The following is a 19,786-nucleotide window of genomic DNA, read 5'->3' as shown; positions in this document are numbered from 1 at the left end:
TACTCCGAAAACGCTGATACCCTGATGACTGAATACCTACTCTTGTTGATTAGCACCGTGTTGGTCAACAACTATGTACTGGTCAAGTTTCTCGGCCTCTGCCCCTTCATGGGTGTGTCGAGCAAGCTCGAGACCGCCATCGGCATGGGACTGGCGACCACCTTCGTCATCACCCTGGCCAGCGCCTGCGCCTATCTGGTCGAGCACTACATACTGCTGCCGCTGGGCATCGGTTACCTGCGCATTCTCGCCTTCATCCTGGTGATCGCCGTGGTGGTGCAATTTACCGAGATGGTGGTGCACAAATCGAGCCCGGCCCTCTATCGACTGCTCGGGATCTTTCTCCCTCTCATCACCACCAACTGCGCCGTACTCGCCGTGCCGCTGCTCAACGTCAACAGCCAGCACGACTTCTTCCAGAGCGTACTTTACGGCTTTGGGGCCGCTCTCGGTTTCTCGCTGGTACTGGTGCTCTTTGCCGCCATGCGTGAACGCCTGGTGGCCGCCGATGTGCCGGCGCCCTTCAAGGGCGTCTCCATCGCAATGATCACCGCCGGCCTGATGTCCCTGGCCTTTATGGGCTTTAGTGGCCTAATAAAGATGTAACCTCATGATTCATATTATTTTTGTCATACTGGTGCTGACCCTGCTGGCGGTCGCCTTCGGGGTGATCCTGGGGTTTGCCGCCGTCCACTTTCGGGTCGAGGCGGACCCCATCGTCGATCAGCTCGATGCCCTCTTGCCCCAGACCCAGTGCGGTCAGTGTGGCTATCCCGGTTGCAAGCCCTACGCCGAGGCGCTCGCAGGCGGCGATGCCATCAACAAGTGCGTCCCCGGCGGTGAGCCCACCATGCGCAAGATAGCCGAGCTGATGGGGGTCGAGCCCCAACCCCTGGGCGGCGAAGAGAGCGCCAACCCGGTGCGCAAGGTTGCCTTTATTCATGAAGATCAATGTATCGGCTGCACCAAGTGCATCCAGGCTTGTCCGGTCGATGCCATCATAGGCGCCACCAAGGCGATGCACACCATACTCCAGGACGAATGCACCGGCTGCGACCTCTGCGTCGCCCCCTGCCCCACCGATTGCATCGAGATGGTGCCGGTGCCGACCACGGTCGACAACTGGAAGTGGGACCTGCAGTCGATCCCGGTCAAGGTGGTGGAGTAGTCATGCAGCACGTCATCGAACGCATCAAGGCCGGCGCCATGTGGGACTTCCACGGCGGCATTCATCCGGCAGAGAACAAAGATCAATCCAGTCACACCCCGATTCGCCACGCAGGCTTGCCCGAGGCACTTATCATCCCCCTGCGCCAACACGCGGGTCCGGCCGGCGAGCTACTGGTCAAGGTGGGTGACAGGGTCCTGCGCGGGCAGCCGCTCACCAGCTGGCAGGGAGGTCGCACGGTACCGGTGCACGCCTCCACCTCGGGGACCATTACCGCCATCGGCCCCCATACGGTGGCTCACCCCTCGGGACTGGCCGATCCCTGTATCACCCTGACCCCGGACGGGGTGGATGAGTGGTGCGAGCGCGATGCCCGCCCCGATTTTTGGAATCTCGAGCGCAGCGAGCTGCTGACCCGCATCCAGCAGGCAGGGATCGCCGGCCTCGGCGGCGCCGTCTTCCCCACCCACAGCAAGCTCGATGGCCGCGGCCAGCGCACCGAGGTGCTCATCGTCAACGGTCTGGAGTGCGAGCCCTACATCACCACAGATGATCGCCTGATGCGTGACTATGCCAGCGACATCATCGAAGGGATCCGGGTGCTGCGCCACCTGCTCAAGCCCAAGCTCTGTCTCATCGGCATCGAAGACAACAAGCCCGAGGCAATTGCCGCCCTGAAGGGGGCCATCGGCGAGCATGACGACGACATCATGGTACGGGTAACGCCGACCAAATATCCCTCGGGGGGCGCCAAGCAGACCATCGAGATCCTCACCGGCCGCCAGGTTCCCAAGGGGGGACGTGCGGTGGATATCGGCATCATGGTGCTCAACGTAGCCACTGTGTTCGCCATCAAGCGCGCCATCGTCGACGGTGAGCCCCTGCTCGAGCGGCTGGTCACCCTGACCGGCGAGCGATTCAGCCAGCCGGGTAACGTCTGGGTTCGCCTCGGCACCCCGGTGCGCTGGCTGCTGCGCCAGTTTGATCTCAACCCGGAGCCTGGTCAGCGGGTCATCATGGGCGGCCCCATGATGGGCTTCACCCTGCCCCATGCCCAGGTGCCCGTGGTCAAGGCGACCAACTGCCTGCTGGCCCCGAGCCAGCGAGAGCTGCCTGCACCGGGACCGGAGCAGGCATGCATTCGCTGCAGCGCCTGCGCCGATGCCTGTCCGGCCAACCTGCTTCCTCAGGAGCTCTACTGGTACAGCCGCGCCAAGGAGTACGACAAGAGCGAGCAGCTCAACCTCTTCGACTGTATCGAATGCGGGGCCTGTGCCTGGGTCTGCCCAAGCGAGATCCCCCTGGTGCAGTACTACAAGATTGCCAAGGACGATATCCGCGAGACCCGCGCCGAGGCCGAGAAGGCCGAGCGAGCCAAGGCTCGCTTCGAGGCCAAGCAGGCGCGCTTCGAGCGGGAAAAGGCGGCGCGCGAAGCCCGCCATGCGCAGGCCGCGGCCAACCGCCGGCAGACCATGACCGACGCCGCTGGTGAAGACCCGGTAGCGGCAGCGCTGGCCAGGATCAAGGCCAAGAGTCAGGCTCCCACCACAGCGGGAGCCCTGGCCGACGGCAACCCGGATAACAGTGCCGTGATTGCCGCCCGCGAGGCGAGAAAACGCGAGGCCGAGGCCCGTCGTGCCGCCAAACAGGCGCAGCAGCCCCCACATCAAGAGCATGCCGCCGCCCCCGAGGAAGCCGAACAAGCGGGCGATCCCAAGAAGGCCGCCGTGGCCGCCGCCCTTGCCCGCGCCAAGGCCAAAAAGGCTACCGCAGAGCAGGCTGAGGCCACGACGCCTCTGCCTGCCCCCGAGCCGCAGGAGGGCGCCGAGGATCCCAAGAAGGCCGCCGTGGCCGCCGCCCTTGCCCGCGCCAAGGCCAAAAAGGCTGCCGCAGAGCAGGCTGAGGGCACGACGCCTCTGCCTGGCCCCGAGCCGCAGGAGGGCGCCGGGGATCCCAAGAAGGCCGCCGTGACCGCCGCCATCGCCCGCGCCAAGGCCAAAAAGGCTGCCACAGAGCAGGCTGAGGCCACAACGCCTCTGCCTGTCCCCGAGCCGCAGGAGGGCGCCGAGGATCCCAAGAAGGCCGCCGTGGCCGCCGCCATCGCCCGCGCCAAGGCCAAAAAGGCTGCCGCAGAGCAGGCTGAGGCCACGACGCCTCTGCCTGTCCCCGAGCCGCAGGAGGGCGCCGGGGATCCCAAGAAGGCCGCCGTGGCCGCCGCCATCGCCCGCGCCAAGGCCAAAAAGGCTGCCGCAGAGCAGGCTGAGGGCACGACGCCTCTGCCTGTCCCCGGGCCGCAGGAGGGCGCCGGGGATCCCAAGAAGGCTGCCGTGGCCGCCGCCCTCGCCCGCGCCAAGGCTAAAAAGGCTGCCGCAGAGCAGGTTGAGGCCACGACGCCTCTGCCTGCCCCCGGGCCGCAGGAGGGCACCGCGGATCCCAAGAAGGCTGCCGTGGCTGCCGCCATTGCCCGCGCCAAGGCTAAAAAAGCCGCCGCCGAGGCTGCAAAAATCGAAATAACCGACTCCGACAAGGTGGGTGAGTGATGTTCAAGATTGCCGGTGCACCCTTCTCCCATAGTCGCAAGCAGACCTCGACCCTGATGGGGCTGGTAATGCTTGCTTGCCTGCCGGGCCTGCTTGCCCAGACCTGGTTCTTCGGCTGGGGCACCCTGGTTCAGCTGCTGCTGGCCAGTGCCACCGCCCTGACGTGCGAGGCGCTGGTGCTGCGTTTGCGCCGTCGTCCGGTGCGCCCCGCCCTGTGGGATGGCAGCGCCGCCGTGACCGCCGTGCTGATCGGCCTGTCGCTGCCCCCCTTCGCCCCCTGGTGGCTGGTCGTCATCGGCACCGCCTTTGCCATCGTGGTGGCCAAGCACCTCTATGGTGGCCTGGGCCAAAACCTCTTCAACCCGGCCATGGTCGCCTACGTGCTGCTCCTGGTCTCCTTTCCGGTACAGATGACCAACTGGCTCCCCCCGCTGGGGGTGCGAGCCTACGAGCTGGGGCTCTGGGATGCCCTCTCCACCATCTTCACCGGTCTGAGTCTCGACGGCTACAGCATGAGCCAGCTGCGGCTCGGGATCGATGGCACCACCATGGCCACTCCGCTCGACACCCTCAAGACCGGGCTGACCCAGGGACTGACCACGGGCGAGATCATGAAGGGCTCTCTCTATCAGGGGTGGGGCGGGATCGGCTGGAGCTGGGTCAACCTCGGCTATCTGCTGGGAGGCCTCTTCCTGTTGCAGCAGAAGGTGATCGCCTGGCGCATCCCGGTCGCCGTGCTCGGCTCCTTGCTGGGCGCCTCCGTCATCGGCTGGCTCATCACCCCGGATGCCACCGCGACCCCCATGCTCCACCTCTTCAGCGGCGCCACCATGCTGGGAGCCTTCTTTATCGCCACCGATCCGGTCACCGCCAGCACCACGCCCAGGGGGCGGCTCATCTATGGGGCGCTGATTGGCCTGCTGGTCTATCTCATCCGCCGCGTCGGCGGCTATCCGGATGCCTTCGCCTTCGCCATCCTGCTCGCCAACCTCTGCGTGCCCCTTATCGACAGCCTCACCCGTCCTGCCATCTATGGCCAGCGCAAGGGGATCCGCAAATGATCCGCAGCATGAGCAAAAACGGCCTGATCCTGGGGGGCTTCGCCCTGGTCTGCACCGCAGTGGTCGCCCTGACCAACCAGCTGACGGCCGAGCGCATCGAGCATCAACACCAGCAGGAGAAGCTCTCGACCCTCTCTGCGCTGCTCCCCCCCGGCACCTATGATAACGATCTGGTCGCGAGCTGCCGCCTGGTCACCGATCCTGAGTACCTGGGTAGCAGCAAGCCCCAGCCCCTCTATGTGGCCAAACAGGGGCAGCAGATCTCCGGTTATGCCCTCGAGACGGTGGCCCCTGACGGCTACAGCGGGGCCATTCGCCTCATCGTGGGCTTCACCCCCGATGGCAAGATCACGGCGGTGCGAACCCTGGCCCACAATGAGACACCGGGGCTCGGGGACAAGATTGATCTCAAGAAATCGAACTGGATCGAGCGTTTTCGCGGTCGTTTCCTGACCAGAGAGAACGAGCGAAGCTGGGCGGTGAAGAAAGACGGTGGCGATTTTGACGCCTTCACCGGTGCCACCATCACACCACGGGCCGTGGTCAAAGCGGTCAAACGGGTGCTGGAGCTCAATGCCCGCCACCCCGAGCGACTCGAGACCGCCCCCCTGTGCAGCGAGAAGGGAGAGTAACCATGAAGGCCGAATTCAAGAGTCTGATGGCCGAGGGATTGTGGAAGAACAACCCGGCCCTGGTGCAGGTGCTGGGTCTGTGCCCCACCCTGGCGGTCACCTCCACCCTCACCAACGCACTCGGGCTGGGGCTTGCCACCATGGCGGTGCTGATGGGCTCCAACCTGGCCGTCTCTCTGGTGCGACACTATGTTCCCAAGGATATTCGTATCCCCGTCTATGTGCTGATCATCTCGGCCCTGGTGACCTGCGTGCAACTGCTGATGAACGCTTACGCCTATGGCCTCTATCAGTCTCTCGGCATCTTCATCGCCCTCATCGTCACCAACTGCATCATCATTGGTCGCGCCGAGGCCTATGCGGTGAAAAACCCGCCGCTGCATGCCCTGCTCGATGGGCTGATGATGGGGCTTGGCTTCACCCTGGTACTCTGCGTGCTGGGAGCCATGCGCGAAATCATCGGCATGGGGACCCTGTTTGACGGTGCCGAGCAGTTGCTCGGCAGCTGGGCCAGCGTACTCCATGTGCGAGTGCTGCCGGCCGATGCCTCCATGATGATCGCCATCCTGCCGCCAGGGGGCTTTATCGGCCTGGGACTGCTCATCGCCGCCAAGAACGCCATCAACGAGTGGCGTGGCAAACAGAGTGCCGAGCGAGCTCACTGCGCCGTCCCTGCTGCGGGTGCCCGCGCCACCGAGTTGTAAAGGAGTGTCATGAACAACGAGAAACGACGCCAGATCCTGGAGCGCCTGCGGGAGAACAACCCCAAGCCAACCACAGAGCTCAACTTCAGCTCGCCCTTTGAGCTGCTTATCGCCGTGCTGCTCTCGGCCCAGGCCACCGACGTCAGCGTCAATAAGGCCACCGACAAGCTCTATGCCGTCGCCAATACCCCCGCAGCCATGTTGGCACTCGGGGTGGACGGGGTGAAGGAGTACATCAAGACCATTGGCCTGTTTAACACCAAGGCCGAGAACGTCATCAAGACCTGCGCCATCTTGCTCGAGCGCCACGGGGGCGAGGTGCCGGAAAATCGCGAGGCCCTCGAGGCCCTGCCCGGAGTGGGTCGCAAGACCGCCAACGTGGTGCTCAACACCGCCTTCGGCTGGCCCACCATCGCCGTCGACACCCACATCTTTCGGGTCTCGAACCGCACCGCCTTTGCCGTGGGCAAAAACGTGGATCAGGTGGAAGATAAGCTGCTCAAGGTGGTACCGGCTGAATTCAAGCTCGACGTGCACCACTGGCTGATCCTGCACGGGCGCTACACCTGTCTGGCTCGCAAGCCCCGCTGCGGCTCCTGTATCATCGAAGATCTGTGCGAATACAAAGAGAAAGTCTACCCGGAGGCATAATCCATGAGAATCCTGCATACCATGCTGCGCGTCGGTGATCTGCAGCGCTCCATCGACTTCTACACCCGCGTGCTCGGCATGAAGCTGCTGCGCCAGAGCGAGAACAGCGAGTACAAGTACACCCTGGCCTTCGTCGGCTATGGCGACGAGAAGGACGAGGCCGTCCTCGAACTAACCTATAACTGGGGGGTGAGCGAGTATGAACTGGGGTCGGCCTACGGCCACATCGCCCTGGAGGCGGACGACATCCATGCCACCTGCGACGCCCTGCGCGCCGCCGGCGCCAAGATCACCCGCGAGCCGGGTCCGGTCAAGGGGGGCACCACCGTCATCGCCTTCGTCGAAGACCCGGATGGTTACAAGATTGAGCTGATCGCCAAGAAAGATGCCGGTCAGGGACTGGGCCAGACCCGCTGATCGAACCGGGGCGCCGATCTGGCGCCCCTCTCTGGCGGCTCGGTACAATCCCGCCGCCCCTCCTGCCACTAACATGGTCTCTCATTCACCAGAGAGGTCATCTTCATGTCCAAGGTATTCAAAGCCGCCTTTATGTTTGTCGCTCCCCATGCCCGTGCCGCCGAGCACCAGGCCTGGGTCCGCACCGCACAGGTCGAGGTGAAAATGATCGCCGTCGCCGATTATGAGTCGGCAATCGCCGAACTCGATTCCCTGATCGCCGAAGGGATCCAGGCCATCGAACTCTGTGCCGGGTTTGGTCACCGGGGCGTGGCGCGCATGGTCGAGGCGGCGGCCGACCGGCTCCCTGTCGGCGTGGTTCGCTTTGACAAGCATCCCTGCCTCGGCCACGTCAGCGGCGACACCCTGTTCCAGTGATGGATCCGGCCTCCCATCGCCGCCACGGGCCGGCCCCACCGGCGCTGTCGCCCTGGCTGGCCAGAAGCTGGCACTGGTCCATGCCTGCCGGTGGGCGCCTGCCCTCCCTCTATCCGGGCACGGGAGCCGAACTTATCGGCAATCTGGGTTGCCCCGTCGAGATCCGGGTGTGTGGCCCCGACGGGGAGTCCATGACCCGCCGCTGGCTAACCGGGGAGACCCTGTTGCTGGCGCCACGCCGCTGCCAGATGCACTTTCAAAGCCGGGGTCCAGTGCACTGGGTTGGGGCCAGGCTGCGCTCCGGAGCCCTGTTTCCCCTGCTCGGTCATCCTCTGACCCTGGTGGGTGATACCCCCTGCTCTCTGGCCGATCTGGGGTTGCCGGCCCTGGAAGAGGGGCACCTCAGAGCGGGGGGAGTGACCGCTCTCCTGGACTGGCTGATGGGGCGTGCCGCCCCCCTTCCCCTCCTGGCGCAGGGGGTCGAGCGTCTCTACTACGGGGCCACATTAACCACTCTGCAGCAGGATCTCGCCATGAGTGAACGCAGCCTGCAGCGACACCTGCGACCCTATCTGGGGATCAGTACCCGCCAATTTCTGCACATCGCGCGTTTCCAGCGGGCGCTGCGGCTACTGCATCAGTCGGGCCAGTCGCTCGAGAGCGCCCATCAGGCCGGCTTTTGCGATCAGTCCCACTTTATCAAGAGCTGCCGGCGCTTTACCGGCCTGTCACCGGGTTGCTGGCTCGCCAGCGAGCCAGCGGGCTTTAGCCACTATGGGGAGTAAGGGAAGGGATCCCATATAACAAAGGGGCCTGTACGGCCCCTTGGTTTATCTCGCCATCACTCACGGCTTACCGAGCAGGCTGGTGAACTCGTCACCCTTGGTGTGGCGCACATCCTTACCCTTGACGTAGTAGATGATGTACTCACAGATGTGCTGGCAGCGATCCCCGACCCGCTCGATGGCACGGGCCGCCCACAGGACGTTGAGCACCTGGGGAATGGTGCGCGGATCTTCCATCATGTAGGTCATCAACTCGCGAATGACCGACTCATACTCCTTGTCGACCTTGTCGTCCTCTTGATAGACGGTGACGGCCGCGTCTATGTCCATGCGGGCGAAGGCGTCGAGCACATCATGCAGCATCTTGATGGTGCGACGCCCCATATTCTCAAGCGACACCAGCGGCGGCTGGGGCTTGTTGGCGTTGTCGGTCAGCATGCGGGCGATCCGCTCGGCCACATCACCGATCCGCTCGAGCTCGGCAATGGTCTTGATGATAGCCATCACCAGACGCAGGTCGGAGGCGGTAGGCTGACGCTTGGCGATGATGCGGGTGCACTCCTCGTCGATGGCCACCTCCATGGCGTTGACCTTGTGATCGCTGCCGACGATGCGGCGGGCCGCCTCCAGATCCTGATCGTGAATGGCGGCGATGGCGTCGGTCAGCTGCTGCTCGACCAGCCCCCCCATCACCAGCACCTGGTTGCGCACGTTCTCCAGCTCGGTGTTGAACTGGCCCGAGATATGTTTGCCGAGATTCATATTATCCATGTCGAAATCCTTAACCTGGCTCGATTATGCCTTAGCCATAGCGGCCGGTGATATAGTCCTCGGTCTTCTTCTTGGCCGGGGTGGTGAAGATGGTGTTGGTGTCGGCGTACTCGATAAGCTCGCCCATGTACATGAAGGCGGTCTGATCCGACACCCGCGCCGCCTGCTGCATGTTGTGGGTGACGATCACCACGGTGAACTGCTTCTTGAGCTCGTTGATGAGCTCTTCGATGGTGAGGGTGGAGATGGGGTCCAGCGCCGAGGTGGGCTCATCGAGCAGCAGCACTTCCGGCTCGATGGCGATGGCACGGGCGATCACCAGACGCTGCTGCTGACCACCGGAGAGGCCAAACGCGTTCTCGTGCAGACGGTCCTTCACCTCTTCCCACAGGGCGGCGCCGCGCAGGGAGCGCTCTACCGCGTCATCCAGGGTGCGGCGGTCGTTGATCCCCTGCAGGCGCAGGCCATAGACCACGTTCTCATAGATGGACTTGGGGAAGGGGTTGGGGCGCTGGAACACCATGCCCACCCGGCGGCGCAGGGCCGCCACGTCCACGCTCTTGTCGTAGATGTTGTTGCCGTGCAACAGGATCTCTCCCTCGATGCGGCAGCTCTCCACCAGATCGTTCATCCGGTTGATGCAGCGCAGCAGGGTCGACTTGCCACAACCGGAGGGGCCGATAAAGGCGGTCACCTGCCCCTTGGGGATCTTCATCTCGACGTTATAGAGGGCCTGCTTGTTGCCGTAGTAGAGATCCAGCCCCTTCACCTCGAGCGCGGTCTGCTCGGGAGAGAGGTTGGCCAGATCCAGTGCCTGGGGCTGCTGCATGGTGGTGTTGACGTTAATCATGTTGACCTCGAGTCGGTGGGGCCGGATCAGTGATCCAGCGCCTTGAATTTTTCACGCAAGTGGTTACGAATGCCGATGGCGGTGAGGTTCAGCCCCACGATGACGGTCACCAGCAAGAAGGAGGTGGCATAGACCAGGGGGCGCGCCGCCTCTACGTTGGGGCTCTGGAAGCCCACGTCATAGATGTGGAAGCCCAGGTGCATAAACTTGCGCTCCACGTGCAAGTAAGGGAAGTTGCCATCCACCGGCAGGGTCGGCGCCAGCTTGACCACACCGACCAGCATCAGGGGGGCGACCTCTCCCGCCGCACGGGCGATGGCCAGGATGAGACCGGTCATGATGGCCGGGCTCGCCATGGGCAGCACGATGCGCCACAGGGTCTCGGCCTGGGTAGCGCCCAGCGCCAGGGAGCCGTGACGAATGGCACTCGGGATCCGCGCCAGCCCCTCCTCGGTGGAGACGATCACCACCGGCAGGGTCAGGATGGCCAGCGTCAGGGCCGACCAGATGACGCCGGGAGAGCCGAAGGTGGGGCTCGGCAGGGCCTCGGGATAGAAGAGCCGGTCGATGCTCCCCCCCAGGGTGTAGACGAAGAAGCCCAGGCCAAACACCCCGTAGACGATGGAGGGCACACCGGCCAGGTTGATCACCGCGATTCGGATGAACTTGGTCATCACGTTCTTGCCCGCATATTCGTGCAGGTAGACGGCCGCCACCACGCCCAGGGGCGTCACTATGATCGCCATCAGGATCACCATGAAGACGGTGCCGAAGATGGCCGGGAAGACCCCCCCCTCGGTGTTGGCCTCACGGGGATCGCCGCTCACGAACTTGCCTATCTGGTGGAACCAGTAACCCACCTTGGTGAAGAGCCCCATCTCATTGGGCCAGGTGACGTCGAGCACCTTGGAAAGCGGTGTGGTCACCACCTCCCCGCGCATGTCACGGACACTGACGCTGTCACGGCCGGCATCGGCACGCAGGGCGAAGAGCTCCTTCTCCAGCACCAGGTAGTCGGCCTGCAACTGGGTACGCTCGGCCTCGAGCTCGCTCTTGAACTCAGGGGTCAGGTTCCCCTCCAGCTCGGCCTTGCGCTCCTTGAGACGCATCTTCTCGAGCTGATAGTTGATGGCACCTATCTTCCCCTTCTGCAGGGAGTCCGCCTTTGCATTGAGGCCCACCGCACGGGCGATAGCCTGCTCCAGCGTCTCGCGATCGCTGCCGTCCACCTCCTGGCCGTCGACCTTGAGGGAGACCACGGTGCCATAGAAGTTACCGTTGGTGGTGCGCTCGAGCATGGCCAGATCCGCCGGCTGGGTACGGCTCAGGATGTCGGTCTCGAGGATCCAGCGAAAATCGAGATCCACAAACTCCCGGTTGCCGGTCTTGACCAGATAGCGGGTCAGCGACTCTCGCTCTTCTCCTGCCAGGGGCAGGCCGGCGGCACGCAACCGCTCGACCGGTACCATCTCTTCGTCGTAGAGCTCGCCGATGATGCTCTGCTGAGCGCCGCTCTGATCCTGCACCTTCCACTCATAGATGGGGTGCGGCCAGAAGTAGACCAGACCGCGCCAACCGATGAGGAGCAGGAGGCCCAGCACGGCAACCAGGCTCATGCTGACGGTACCGGCTGTCATCCAGATCCAGGGAGTACCCGATTTAAACCACTTTCCCATTGCTTGATTCCTTGCCCTTACAGGGAGCTGTACTTGTCACGCAGTCGCTGGCGAATGAACTCGGCGAGCGTGTTGAAGACGAAGGTGAAGACGAACAAGACGAAGGCCGCGAGGAAGAGCACCCGGTAGTGGGAGCTGCCCACCTCGGACTCGGGCATTTCCACCGCGATGTTGGCCGCCAGGGTACGCAGCCCCTGGAACATGGAAAAGTCCATGATGGGGGTATTCCCCGTAGCCATTAGCACTATCATGGTCTCGCCCACGGCACGCCCCAGGCCCATCATGACGGCAGAGAAGATGCCGGGGCTGGCGGTGAGGATCACCACACGGCTCAGGGTCTGCCAGGGGGTGGCACCGAGGGCCAGTGAGCCCTGGGTCAGGTGCTTGGGCACCGAGAAGACCGCATCTTCTGCGATGGAGAAGATGGTCGGAATGACCGCAAAGCCCATGGCGATACCGACGACCAGTGCATTGCGCTGATCGAACTTCATGCCCATGTCATTGGTCAGCCAGATCCGGGTATCACCGTGGAAGAAGAGGTTCTCGATGACCGGGCTCAGGGCGAAGGCTCCCCAGCCGAGCAGCAGCAGAACCGGGATCAGCAAGATAGCCTGCCACCCTTCCGGCACCCACTGGCGCCACCGCTCCGGCAGATAGTGCCAGGCCAGTGCCGAGGCGAGCATGCCCGCCGGCAACAGGATCAGCAGCATGACGATGCCAGGGAGATGATCCTCCACCAGGGGGGCGAGCCAGAGACCGGCCAGGAACCCCAGGATAACCGTGGGCAGAGCCGCCATGATCTCGACCGTGGGCTTGACCACCTTGCGCAGACCCGCCGACATGAAGTAGGCGGTATAGATGGCGCCGGCCACACCCAGGGGCACCGCAAAGAGCATGGCATAGAGGGAGGCCTTGAGGGTCCCGAAGGCGAGTGGTACCAGACTCAGCTTGGGCTCGAAGTCGTTGCTGGCGGAGGTGGACTGCCAGACAAACTGGGGCTCGGGATAGCCCTCATACCACACCTCATGCCAGAGAGCAGACCAGGTCACCTCGGGGTGCTCGTTCTCCACGTTGAAGACGCGGATCTCGTCCCCCTTCTCCACCAGCAGCAGGTTGTTGCGCGGCGAGAGCGCCACACCGTTGAGATCCGCGGTCTCCATCTTCTCACTGAGCAGACGGGTCTCTCCCGTGGTGTGGAAGATATCGACCGTGCCCTTGTCGGTGGTGGCGACGAACCCCTTTCGGTGGGTCTCCATGGCCATGTCGTTGACCGGCCCGGTCGCACCGAAATCACGAATATGGGCAAACTCGCGCTGACCGTCACGGGCTACCTCGAACCACTGGGAGATGACACCGTTGTCGTTGGCGACCAGCAGGGAAGAGGCGCCGGAGAGGAGGGAGACGCGGGTCACATTGCCCCCCTTGGCATTGATCTCCAGCACGCTGCGCAGGGTGATGTCATCCGGGTTGCGGATGTCATAGACGGAGAGACGATTGCCATCGCGCAGGAAGAGATAACGCTGATTGGGCGTCATCAGCATCTGATCCACGTGACGCGGCAGGGTCGGAATGGCGTAGTTGCTGCTGCTCCACTCGGTCTCGCCGGTGAGGAAGTTCTGCTCCCCGGCGAGCACTGTCATGACGCCGCGCCCATCCTCGGTCAGGGCCGCCGCCACCAGCTTGCTGCTGTTGGCCTCGAAGGCGATGCGGGTGAGCGCCTTGCCCTCGGGATCGACCACCATGGGCTCTTCACCAAAGGGATATTTAAGCTCGGGCGCGATGACGCGGGTATCGTTGGGGTAGCTGACGGCGAAGGCGGGGCGCAGCGCGAGCACACGACCATCTTGCAGACCGTAGACGATCGCCTCTTCATCCCCGTGAGAGCGGGTGACGCTGGTGACGGGCAAGGGGAGCTGGGACTGGGAGATAAGCTGCCCCCCCTTGAAACCATTTTTGCCCTGCAGGGCAAAGAAGCTCACCTGCCCCTCGTCGCCGAAGCGAAAACCGATCTCGTTTTGCTCTTCACTGCCGAGCCAGACCGTCTTGCCCTTGGCCGGTAACGTGATGGTGCCGGCGGCCTCCATCGACGCGCTGTGGAAGATAGGCTTCACCACATAGAGGAGGTAAAAGAAGATGAGCAGCAGCGCCACCAGAACCAGGGATCCCCCTATGGTGACGCTGTACTTGGCCAGTTTGTCCTTGACCCGGCGTTTTCTGCTGCCCGCCATGGCCAGGGCGATTGTTTCCGATGACATGCAAGACCTCGAGAAGGGTTAGCTTGCGCCCGATTATATGGCCGTTAGATGACACTAATGTTACACGGTGGACATCCCCTCCCCTTGGGAACCCCACAAGATCAGAGCTCAGACCAGAATAAAAGTGCAGTAAAAATGATTAGCATCAATATCCGGTCACACCAGGTTCATAAAGTGATCCTACTATTCTCTGGTAACCTCGATGCAAGGAGTGCAGCGATGAAGTGGACCCTGACCGAAATCGGTAACGCCAGCCAGTTTCACGAATATCTCACTATTTTGGGTATAGATGCCTCATTTGAGCCATTCGAACAGGGGTGGGAATACCATCGTCGCGATGAACTGGTGGCAAGAGTGTTGATCGATCCGGAAGGGAATCACCGCTACTACCTGAGTGCAAGGCACCTCTGCCAGCACCATTAAGCCCGCGGGGCACCACCGGCCATGACTGCATTTTTATGCACAAAGAGGGCAAAGCCTGTGCACCCGGTACCAATGACCCCTGACGGGCGTGGAACGACGGGTAATGAAGTACATGACCGGTGCGATATCGCCCCCCTTGCCGGGGGGCTCACATCAAAAGAAGGGCCCTTGTGGGCCCTTTTGCTTTACAACCACTCCAGCACCGGCCAATACCTCGCCCTCGCCAGCTCGCGCAAGGCCTTGGCCGGGTTGGTGGCATGGGGAAAGGTGGCCCACTCCAGCATGGGAAGATCGTTCATCGAATCGCTGTAGGCAAAGCTGCCGGTGCTGGCCGCCTCCCCAAAGCGCTCGCGAAGGCGTGCCACCTTGCCCTCACGAAAACTCAGGACGCCGCGGGTCTGGCCGGTGAGGCGCCCATCGCACTCGTCCAAGTTGATGGCGATACAGTGCTCCATCCCCAGATGGCGCGCCATGGGGGCGACCAGGTGCTCCCCCGAGGCGGAGATGAGCACCAGGGTATCACCCCGCCCCCGGTGCCAGTCGATGCGCTCGAGCCCCTGCGGGTAGAGACGCGGCAGCAGCCACTGCTCGCAAAAGCGCTGGCAGTGGCCGTCGACCCAGTCGCGGGACTTGCCGGCCAGCGGCGTCAGGGTGAAGGCCATGTAGTCATGCATGTCCAGCTTGCCCTGATGGTAGAGGTTCATCATGGCCTGCTCGCGGGCAATCATGTCGGCCGGGGCCAACTCCTGCTCCACCAGATATTCGAGCCAGAGACTGGCGCTGTCGCCGCGCAGCAGGGTTTCATCGAGATCAAACAGGGCCAGGGCCATCATGCCACCTCACACAATTGGTCGAGGGGAACCACCAGCTGCAGCGGGCGCCCCACGGGGTGTAACTCCTTGGCGCTGCGATTGAGGACATCGACGGTGAAGTCGGTGTCACCGCAGCGCACCCGGTAGCGTACCACGTTGCCAAGGAGTTGCGCCTCCTCCACCACGCTGGGCAGCACCCGCCATCCCTCCCCTTCGGTGGCGCACTGGGCCAGGCTCAGGGTCTCGGGGCGCAGGGCCACGGCGCGCTCAAAGTGCCGCCCCAGCAGGCGGCTGGCCACCTCGGGCTCGAGCAGGTTGTAGCTGCCCATAAAGCCCGCCACGAAGCGGCTCGCCGGCCGGGTGTAGATCTCCTCCGGAGTGCCGGCCTGGATGATGCTTCCCTTCTCCATCAGGAAGACCCGATCCGAGAGGGTCATCGCCTCCTCCTGATCGTGGGTGACAAACAGGGTGGTGAGCTCGAGTTGGCGCACTATGTCGCGAATTTGGCTGCGCAATACCCGGCGGATGCGCGCATCCAGTGCCGAGAGGGGCTCGTCGAGCAGCAGGATGCGCGGGCGCACCACCAGGGCGCGGGCCAGGGCCACCCGTTGGCGCTGGCCCCCGGAGAGGGCCGCCGGATAGCGTTCGGCCAACTGGGTGAGCTCCACCAGCTCGAGGGCCTCGCGCACGGCCTTGTCGAGATCGCGCCCGGGCTGCGGCTTCATACGCAGGCCAAAGGCGACGTTGTCATAGACCGTCATGGTGGGGAACAGGGCATAGCTCTGAAACACCATGCCGATGCCGCGCTTTTGCGGCGCCAAATGGGTGATCTCCTCCCCCGCCACCTGGATCCGCCCGCCGTCGACCTCGGTCAAGCCGGCGATGGCCCGCAGCAGGGTCGACTTGCCGCAACCCGACGGGCCGAGCAGGGTGATGAGCTCCCCCTTGCGGATACCGAACTCGATGCCGGCAAACACCGGGGTGTCGCCGTAGGACTTGTGCAGTTGACTCACTTCGAGATGAAACATGGGATGTCACCGACTGAAACGGTTGGCCGCCCAGGTGAGCACCAGGGTCAGCAGGAAGTAGCTCATCACCAGGGCACTGGTGAAGTGACCCGAGGTGGAGCGCATGTTGTAGAGGTAGACCTGCAGCGTCTCGTAGCGGGTGCCCACCAGCATGTTGGCGAACACGAACTCCCCGAGCAGGAACGAGAGCGACAGGAACAGGGCCGAGAGCAGCCCCTTGCGAAGACACGGCAGCACCACTTGCACGAAGGCGACCGGCGTAGAGGCGCCAAGCAGGTGCGCCGCATCCATCAGGTCTTTGAGCGCAATGGCCTGCAGGTTGTTGGCCAGCGCCCGGTACATGAAGGGGAGCATGATGGTGAACCAGGTACCGATGAGGATCCAGGGGGTACCGACCAGGGTGTCGGCATAGATCTGCAAGAGCCCCACCGACGAGACCACGGGAGGCACGGCGAAGGGCACCAGGATCAGCAGGTTCATCCAGGGATCGAGGCGCGGCGCATGGTAGAAGATGACCAGCACCAGAGGCACCAGCACCAGGGTACCGAGCGCCAGGGTCCCGAAGCAGACCAGCAGGCTGCGGCCAAAGGCGGCGAGAAAGCGCGGATCGCTCCACAGCTTGCCATACCAGGCCAGGGTCAGATCGTCCGGTAGCAGAGTCGCCCCCCAGCGGGTCGACAGGGAGTAGACCAGGGTGGCGAGCAGGGGCAACACCAGCACGGCGGTCAGGGCCCACAGGCTGGCGCGGGCCCAGCGCGGTGCCGGGGTAGTCAGCGCGTGGGGACGCGCGCCATGAGAGAGGGACGCATTAGCCATGGGCGGCCTCCTTGAAGCGTTGGGCACGGCGAATAAGCCACTGGTTGAGCGCCGTGACCAGGGTCAGCGCGGCCATCAGCCACACCGCCAGCGCAGCGGCGAGGTTGGGCTCGAGGAAGATATCCCCCGATACCAGGCTCGCGATGCGGATGGTCACCAGGTTGAAGTTACCCGTAGTGAGTGCATAGGCCGAGGCATAGGCCCCCACCGCGTTGGCGAGCAGGATGATGAAGGTGGCCAGCAGCGCCGGGGTCAGCACCGGCAGGGCCACGTGCCACACATAGCGGGCGCGGGATGCCCCGAGCAGGGCCGCCGCATCGCGCCAGTCGTCTTGCAGGGCGTCGAACGCCGGATAGAGCAGCAGCAGCGCCAGGGGGATCTGGAAATAGGTGTAGATGAGGATGAGGCCGCTGCCCGAGTAGAGGTTAAACCCCTCGATCACTCCCCACTGGCGCAGCAGCAGGGTCAGGGCGCCGTTGACCCCGAGCACTATGATGAAGGCAAACGCCAGGGGCACGCCGCTGAAATTGCCGGTCATGGTGACAAAGGCGAGCATCACCCGGCGCACCCGCTCGCTGCTGTGGCGCAGGGCCGCCGCCCCCAGGGTGGCGATGGAAAGCCCAAGCAGGCTCGACCAGAGGCCAATCTTGAGCGAGTTGCCAAACGACTGGCGATAGAAGGGGGAATCCCAAATCGCGCGATAGTGAGCAAGCCCCACCCCGTCCGGAGTCTGCAGGCTACCCACCAGCACCCAAACCAGCGGCGCCACCTGAAACAGCAAGAACAGCGCGGCAAAGGGCAGCAGCCAGATATACGGGAGCCAGCGGCGCGCCGGGCGCCCCACCTTTACCGTGACGGGCGACGCGATCGTCACCGCGTCCACCGCGATATCGTGATGTGAGGTCATACTCCCTCCCGTGCCAGCAGCCAGGGGAGCGACGACTTGTCGTGCTCGAGCCCCATGAGATCGGCCAGCAGCCCGCACAGGGCGGTCTGGGGGATGGGCTGCGCCGCGGCGCCGTGATCAAACGCCTCACCCAGCAGCCAGAGGGGCACCTGGCGCTCGTCGTCCAGGGTGCCGCCGTGGCTGCCATCCTCGTTCATGCCGTGATCGGCGGTGACCACCACCTGATAGCCGGCGGCCAGCCAGTGGGGCAACACGGCCGCCAGCAGCACATCCATGCGCCGGGCACTGTTGCGATACTCGGGGCTACCCAGCCCGAAGCGGTGGCCCGCGTCGTCCACCCCCATGGGGTGCACCAGCAGGAAGTCAGGATCGTGGCGGGCGCGCAGGGCCTCGGCATCCGCCAGCAGGTGGCTGTCTGGGTAACCGTCATCCCAGTAAAACAGGCCGTGTTGAATGGGCAGGCCCTCGTCGTCGGTGACGCGATGATGTACCTGCCAGGGACTTGCATTGTAGAGCTCGCTCACCCAGTGGTAGGCGGCGGCCGCGGTGCGCCGCCCCTGGCGGGTGGCCAGATGAAAGAGGGAGGTCTGGGTCGAGAGACGGCTCACCCCGTTATGGGTGATGCCACTTTGTACCGGATTGGCCCCGGTCAGCAGACATTCGTAGAGGGGGCGCGAGAGGGAGGGTAGCTCGCACGCGAGGCGATGATGACTCCCCTGCCCCGCCGCCACCAGGGCGGCAAGGTAGCCCATGCCATGGGCTACCCTGGCCGACAGGCCGTCCACCAACACCAGGATGACCTTGTGTCGCATCATGGGCTCCTTACTGCATGTGGATCATGACGCTTTCCTGCCACTGGCGCGGCAGGGCCTTGGAGCTCTGCTCCCAGGCGGCCTGATCGGTCACCGGCTTGGCGCTGGCGTACTGCTCGGCCGGCAGCAGCTTGGCCTTGACCTCCTCCGGCAGCACCACGTTGCTGCGGATGGGGCGGGCGTAGCCACGGGCCAGGTTGATCTGGCCGGCATCCGAGAGGATGTATTCACGGGCCAGCTTGGCGGCGTTGGGGTTCTTGGCCCACTTGTTGATGATGGTGGTGTAGCCCGCCATCACAGAGCCGTCGCTCGGGATCACCACATCAAACTTCTTGGGATCGATCTGGTCGCGGTAGTTGAGCGCGTTGAAGTCCCACAGCACCCCCACTTCCACCTCACCCTTCTCGATATTGGCGATGGAAGGGTCGTTGAGCGACAGCCTGCCCTGCTGGGCCAGCTTGCCGAACAAGTCCAGCGCCGGTTTGAGATTTTTCTCGCTGCCACCGGTGGCAAAAGCCGCCGCCAGCACGCCGTTGTTGGCCTGGGAGGCGACCCCCACATCCCCCAGGGTCACCTTGTAGCTGCCATCGAGCAGGGAGGTCCAGGAGGTGGGGTTCTTCTTGACCAGATCCTTGTTGATGAGGAAGGCGATGGTACCGGTGTAGGCCAGCATCCAGTGGCCGTCGGCGTCCTTGGCCCAGTTCGGAATGTCGGACCAGGTGGAGGGCTTGTAGGGCTGGGTGACCCCCTGCTGCACCGCGACCGGTCCGAAGGCACCGCCCACGTCGCCGATGTCGGCGGTGGCGTTCTCTTTCTCGGCGGCGAACTTGGCGATCTCCTGGGCCGAGCTCATGTCGGTGTCCTGGTGCTTGATGCCATAGGTGCTGCCGATCTGCTGCCAGGTATCCTTCCAGTTGGCCCAGCTGTCGGGCATGCCGATGCTGTAGAGCTGGCCCTCCTGACGGGCGGCCTGTTCAATCTTTGCGAGGGAGTCGGCAGCCAGGGCCGGTTGCAGGCTGGCCATCACGGCCAGGGCGGTCACGAGCGGTTTGTTCATCATC

The 19,786-nt window shown here is 63.8% G+C and carries 21 protein-coding genes; 11 read left to right on the top strand and 10 right to left on the bottom strand.

Annotation, left to right across the window (positions count from 1 at the left end):
• Positions 1–24 precede the first annotated feature (24 nt).
• From rsxA to BN1133_RS05280, 10 genes are all read left to right on the top strand, one after another.
• The gene (gene rsxA / locus BN1133_RS05325) at positions 25–606 is read left to right on the top strand and encodes an electron transport complex subunit RsxA (protein WP_005362397.1); all 582 of its coding nucleotides are present in this window, start codon (positions 25–27) and stop codon (positions 604–606) included.
• 4 nt (positions 607–610) lie between these two features.
• Entirely contained in the window at positions 611–1,168 is a 558-nt protein-coding gene (rsxB, locus tag BN1133_RS05320) for an electron transport complex subunit RsxB (protein WP_050665513.1), read from the top strand.
• 2 nt (positions 1,169–1,170) lie between these two features.
• A complete protein-coding gene (gene rsxC, locus BN1133_RS05315; RefSeq protein WP_050665512.1) occupies positions 1,171–3,708 on the top strand; it encodes an electron transport complex subunit RsxC in 2,538 nt (845 codons plus the stop codon).
• Complete coding sequence (gene rsxD / locus BN1133_RS05310; protein WP_082177913.1) at positions 3,708–4,769, top strand: electron transport complex subunit RsxD; 1,062 nt, start codon at positions 3,708–3,710, stop codon at positions 4,767–4,769. Before rsxC ends, rsxD begins: the two co-directional genes overlap by 1 nt.
• Positions 4,766–5,401 carry an electron transport complex subunit RsxG gene (gene rsxG / locus BN1133_RS05305; RefSeq protein WP_050665510.1) on the top strand — a complete coding sequence of 212 codons (636 nt, stop codon included), beginning with the start codon at positions 4,766–4,768 and terminating at the stop codon, positions 5,399–5,401. Before rsxD ends, rsxG begins: the two co-directional genes overlap by 4 nt.
• A 2-nt stretch (positions 5,402–5,403) precedes the next feature.
• The gene (locus tag BN1133_RS05300) at positions 5,404–6,105 is read left to right on the top strand and encodes an electron transport complex subunit E (RefSeq protein WP_050665509.1); all 702 of its coding nucleotides are present in this window, start codon (positions 5,404–5,406) and stop codon (positions 6,103–6,105) included.
• Positions 6,106–6,114: 9 nt separating this feature from the next.
• Positions 6,115–6,756, top strand: a complete 642-nt coding sequence (nth, locus tag BN1133_RS05295; RefSeq protein WP_050665508.1) for an endonuclease III — start codon at positions 6,115–6,117, stop codon at positions 6,754–6,756.
• Between the two features lie 3 nt (positions 6,757–6,759).
• Positions 6,760–7,173, top strand: coding sequence for a lactoylglutathione lyase (gene gloA / locus BN1133_RS05290; RefSeq protein ID WP_050665507.1), 414 nt, complete (start codon positions 6,760–6,762; stop codon positions 7,171–7,173).
• A 105-nt stretch (positions 7,174–7,278) separates the two neighbouring features.
• Positions 7,279–7,590, top strand: coding sequence for a DUF6506 family protein (locus BN1133_RS05285; RefSeq protein WP_050665506.1), 312 nt, complete (start codon positions 7,279–7,281; stop codon positions 7,588–7,590).
• Entirely contained in the window at positions 7,590–8,375 is a 786-nt protein-coding gene (locus BN1133_RS05280) for an AraC family transcriptional regulator (protein ID WP_050665505.1), read from the top strand. Before BN1133_RS05285 ends, BN1133_RS05280 begins: the two co-directional genes overlap by 1 nt.
• Before the next feature lie 60 nt (positions 8,376–8,435).
• On the opposite strand, the gene phoU is transcribed toward BN1133_RS05280, so the two are convergent.
• The 4 genes from phoU to BN1133_RS05260 are packed head-to-tail and all read right to left on the bottom strand — an operon-like array spanning position 8,436 to position 13,927.
• Positions 8,436–9,146: a phosphate signaling complex protein PhoU gene (phoU, locus tag BN1133_RS05275; RefSeq protein ID WP_050665504.1), complete on the bottom strand. Its 711-nt coding sequence runs from the start codon at positions 9,144–9,146 to the stop codon at positions 8,436–8,438.
• A gap of 31 nt (positions 9,147–9,177) precedes the next feature.
• Positions 9,178–9,996 carry a phosphate ABC transporter ATP-binding protein PstB gene (gene pstB / locus BN1133_RS05270; protein ID WP_005363598.1) on the bottom strand — a complete coding sequence of 273 codons (819 nt, stop codon included), beginning with the start codon at positions 9,994–9,996 and terminating at the stop codon, positions 9,178–9,180.
• A 26-nt stretch (positions 9,997–10,022) separates the two neighbouring features.
• On the bottom strand, positions 10,023–11,672 hold the full coding sequence (gene pstA, locus BN1133_RS05265) for a phosphate ABC transporter permease PstA (protein WP_050665503.1): 1,650 nt from the start codon (positions 11,670–11,672) through the stop codon (positions 10,023–10,025).
• A 17-nt stretch (positions 11,673–11,689) separates the two neighbouring features.
• Positions 11,690–13,927 (bottom strand): ABC transporter permease subunit, encoded by a 2,238-nt coding sequence (locus BN1133_RS05260; RefSeq protein ID WP_050665502.1) that lies wholly within the window; start codon positions 13,925–13,927, stop codon positions 11,690–11,692.
• 219 nt (positions 13,928–14,146) lie between these two features.
• Between BN1133_RS05260 and BN1133_RS05255 the strand changes: the two genes are divergently transcribed.
• The gene (locus tag BN1133_RS05255) at positions 14,147–14,350 is read left to right on the top strand and encodes a hypothetical protein (RefSeq protein ID WP_050665501.1); all 204 of its coding nucleotides are present in this window, start codon (positions 14,147–14,149) and stop codon (positions 14,348–14,350) included.
• A 185-nt stretch (positions 14,351–14,535) separates the two neighbouring features.
• Here BN1133_RS05255 and BN1133_RS05250 read toward each other — a convergent pair whose 3' ends face one another.
• From BN1133_RS05250 to BN1133_RS05225, 6 genes are read right to left on the bottom strand one after another with little or no spacing between them, the layout of a single operon-like run.
• Positions 14,536–15,180, bottom strand: a complete 645-nt coding sequence (locus BN1133_RS05250) for an HAD family hydrolase (RefSeq protein WP_050665500.1) — start codon at positions 15,178–15,180, stop codon at positions 14,536–14,538.
• Complete coding sequence (locus tag BN1133_RS05245) at positions 15,180–16,190, bottom strand: ABC transporter ATP-binding protein (protein ID WP_050665499.1); 1,011 nt, start codon at positions 16,188–16,190, stop codon at positions 15,180–15,182. Before BN1133_RS05245 ends, BN1133_RS05250 begins: the two co-directional genes overlap by 1 nt.
• A 6-nt stretch (positions 16,191–16,196) precedes the next feature.
• Positions 16,197–17,006 carry an ABC transporter permease gene (locus BN1133_RS05240; protein WP_153006658.1) on the bottom strand — a complete coding sequence of 270 codons (810 nt, stop codon included), beginning with the start codon at positions 17,004–17,006 and terminating at the stop codon, positions 16,197–16,199.
• Positions 16,999–17,913, bottom strand: coding sequence for an ABC transporter permease (locus BN1133_RS05235; protein WP_050665498.1), 915 nt, complete (start codon positions 17,911–17,913; stop codon positions 16,999–17,001). The genes BN1133_RS05240 and BN1133_RS05235 overlap by 8 nt, the downstream gene beginning before the upstream one ends.
• Entirely contained in the window at positions 17,910–18,725 is an 816-nt protein-coding gene (locus tag BN1133_RS05230; RefSeq protein WP_050665497.1) for an alkaline phosphatase family protein, read from the bottom strand. Before BN1133_RS05230 ends, BN1133_RS05235 begins: the two co-directional genes overlap by 4 nt.
• 10 nt (positions 18,726–18,735) lie before the next feature.
• Positions 18,736–19,782, bottom strand: a complete 1,047-nt coding sequence (locus BN1133_RS05225) for an ABC transporter substrate-binding protein (protein WP_050665496.1) — start codon at positions 19,780–19,782, stop codon at positions 18,736–18,738.
• Positions 19,783–19,786: the final 4 nt, after the last annotated feature.

This window comes from Aeromonas schubertii (assembly GCF_000820105.1).
Taxonomy (GTDB): Bacteria; Pseudomonadota; Gammaproteobacteria; order Enterobacterales; family Aeromonadaceae; genus Aeromonas; species Aeromonas schubertii.
Note: the sequence above shows the minus strand (reverse complement) of the source record. Positions and strands in the feature narration are given on the sequence as shown.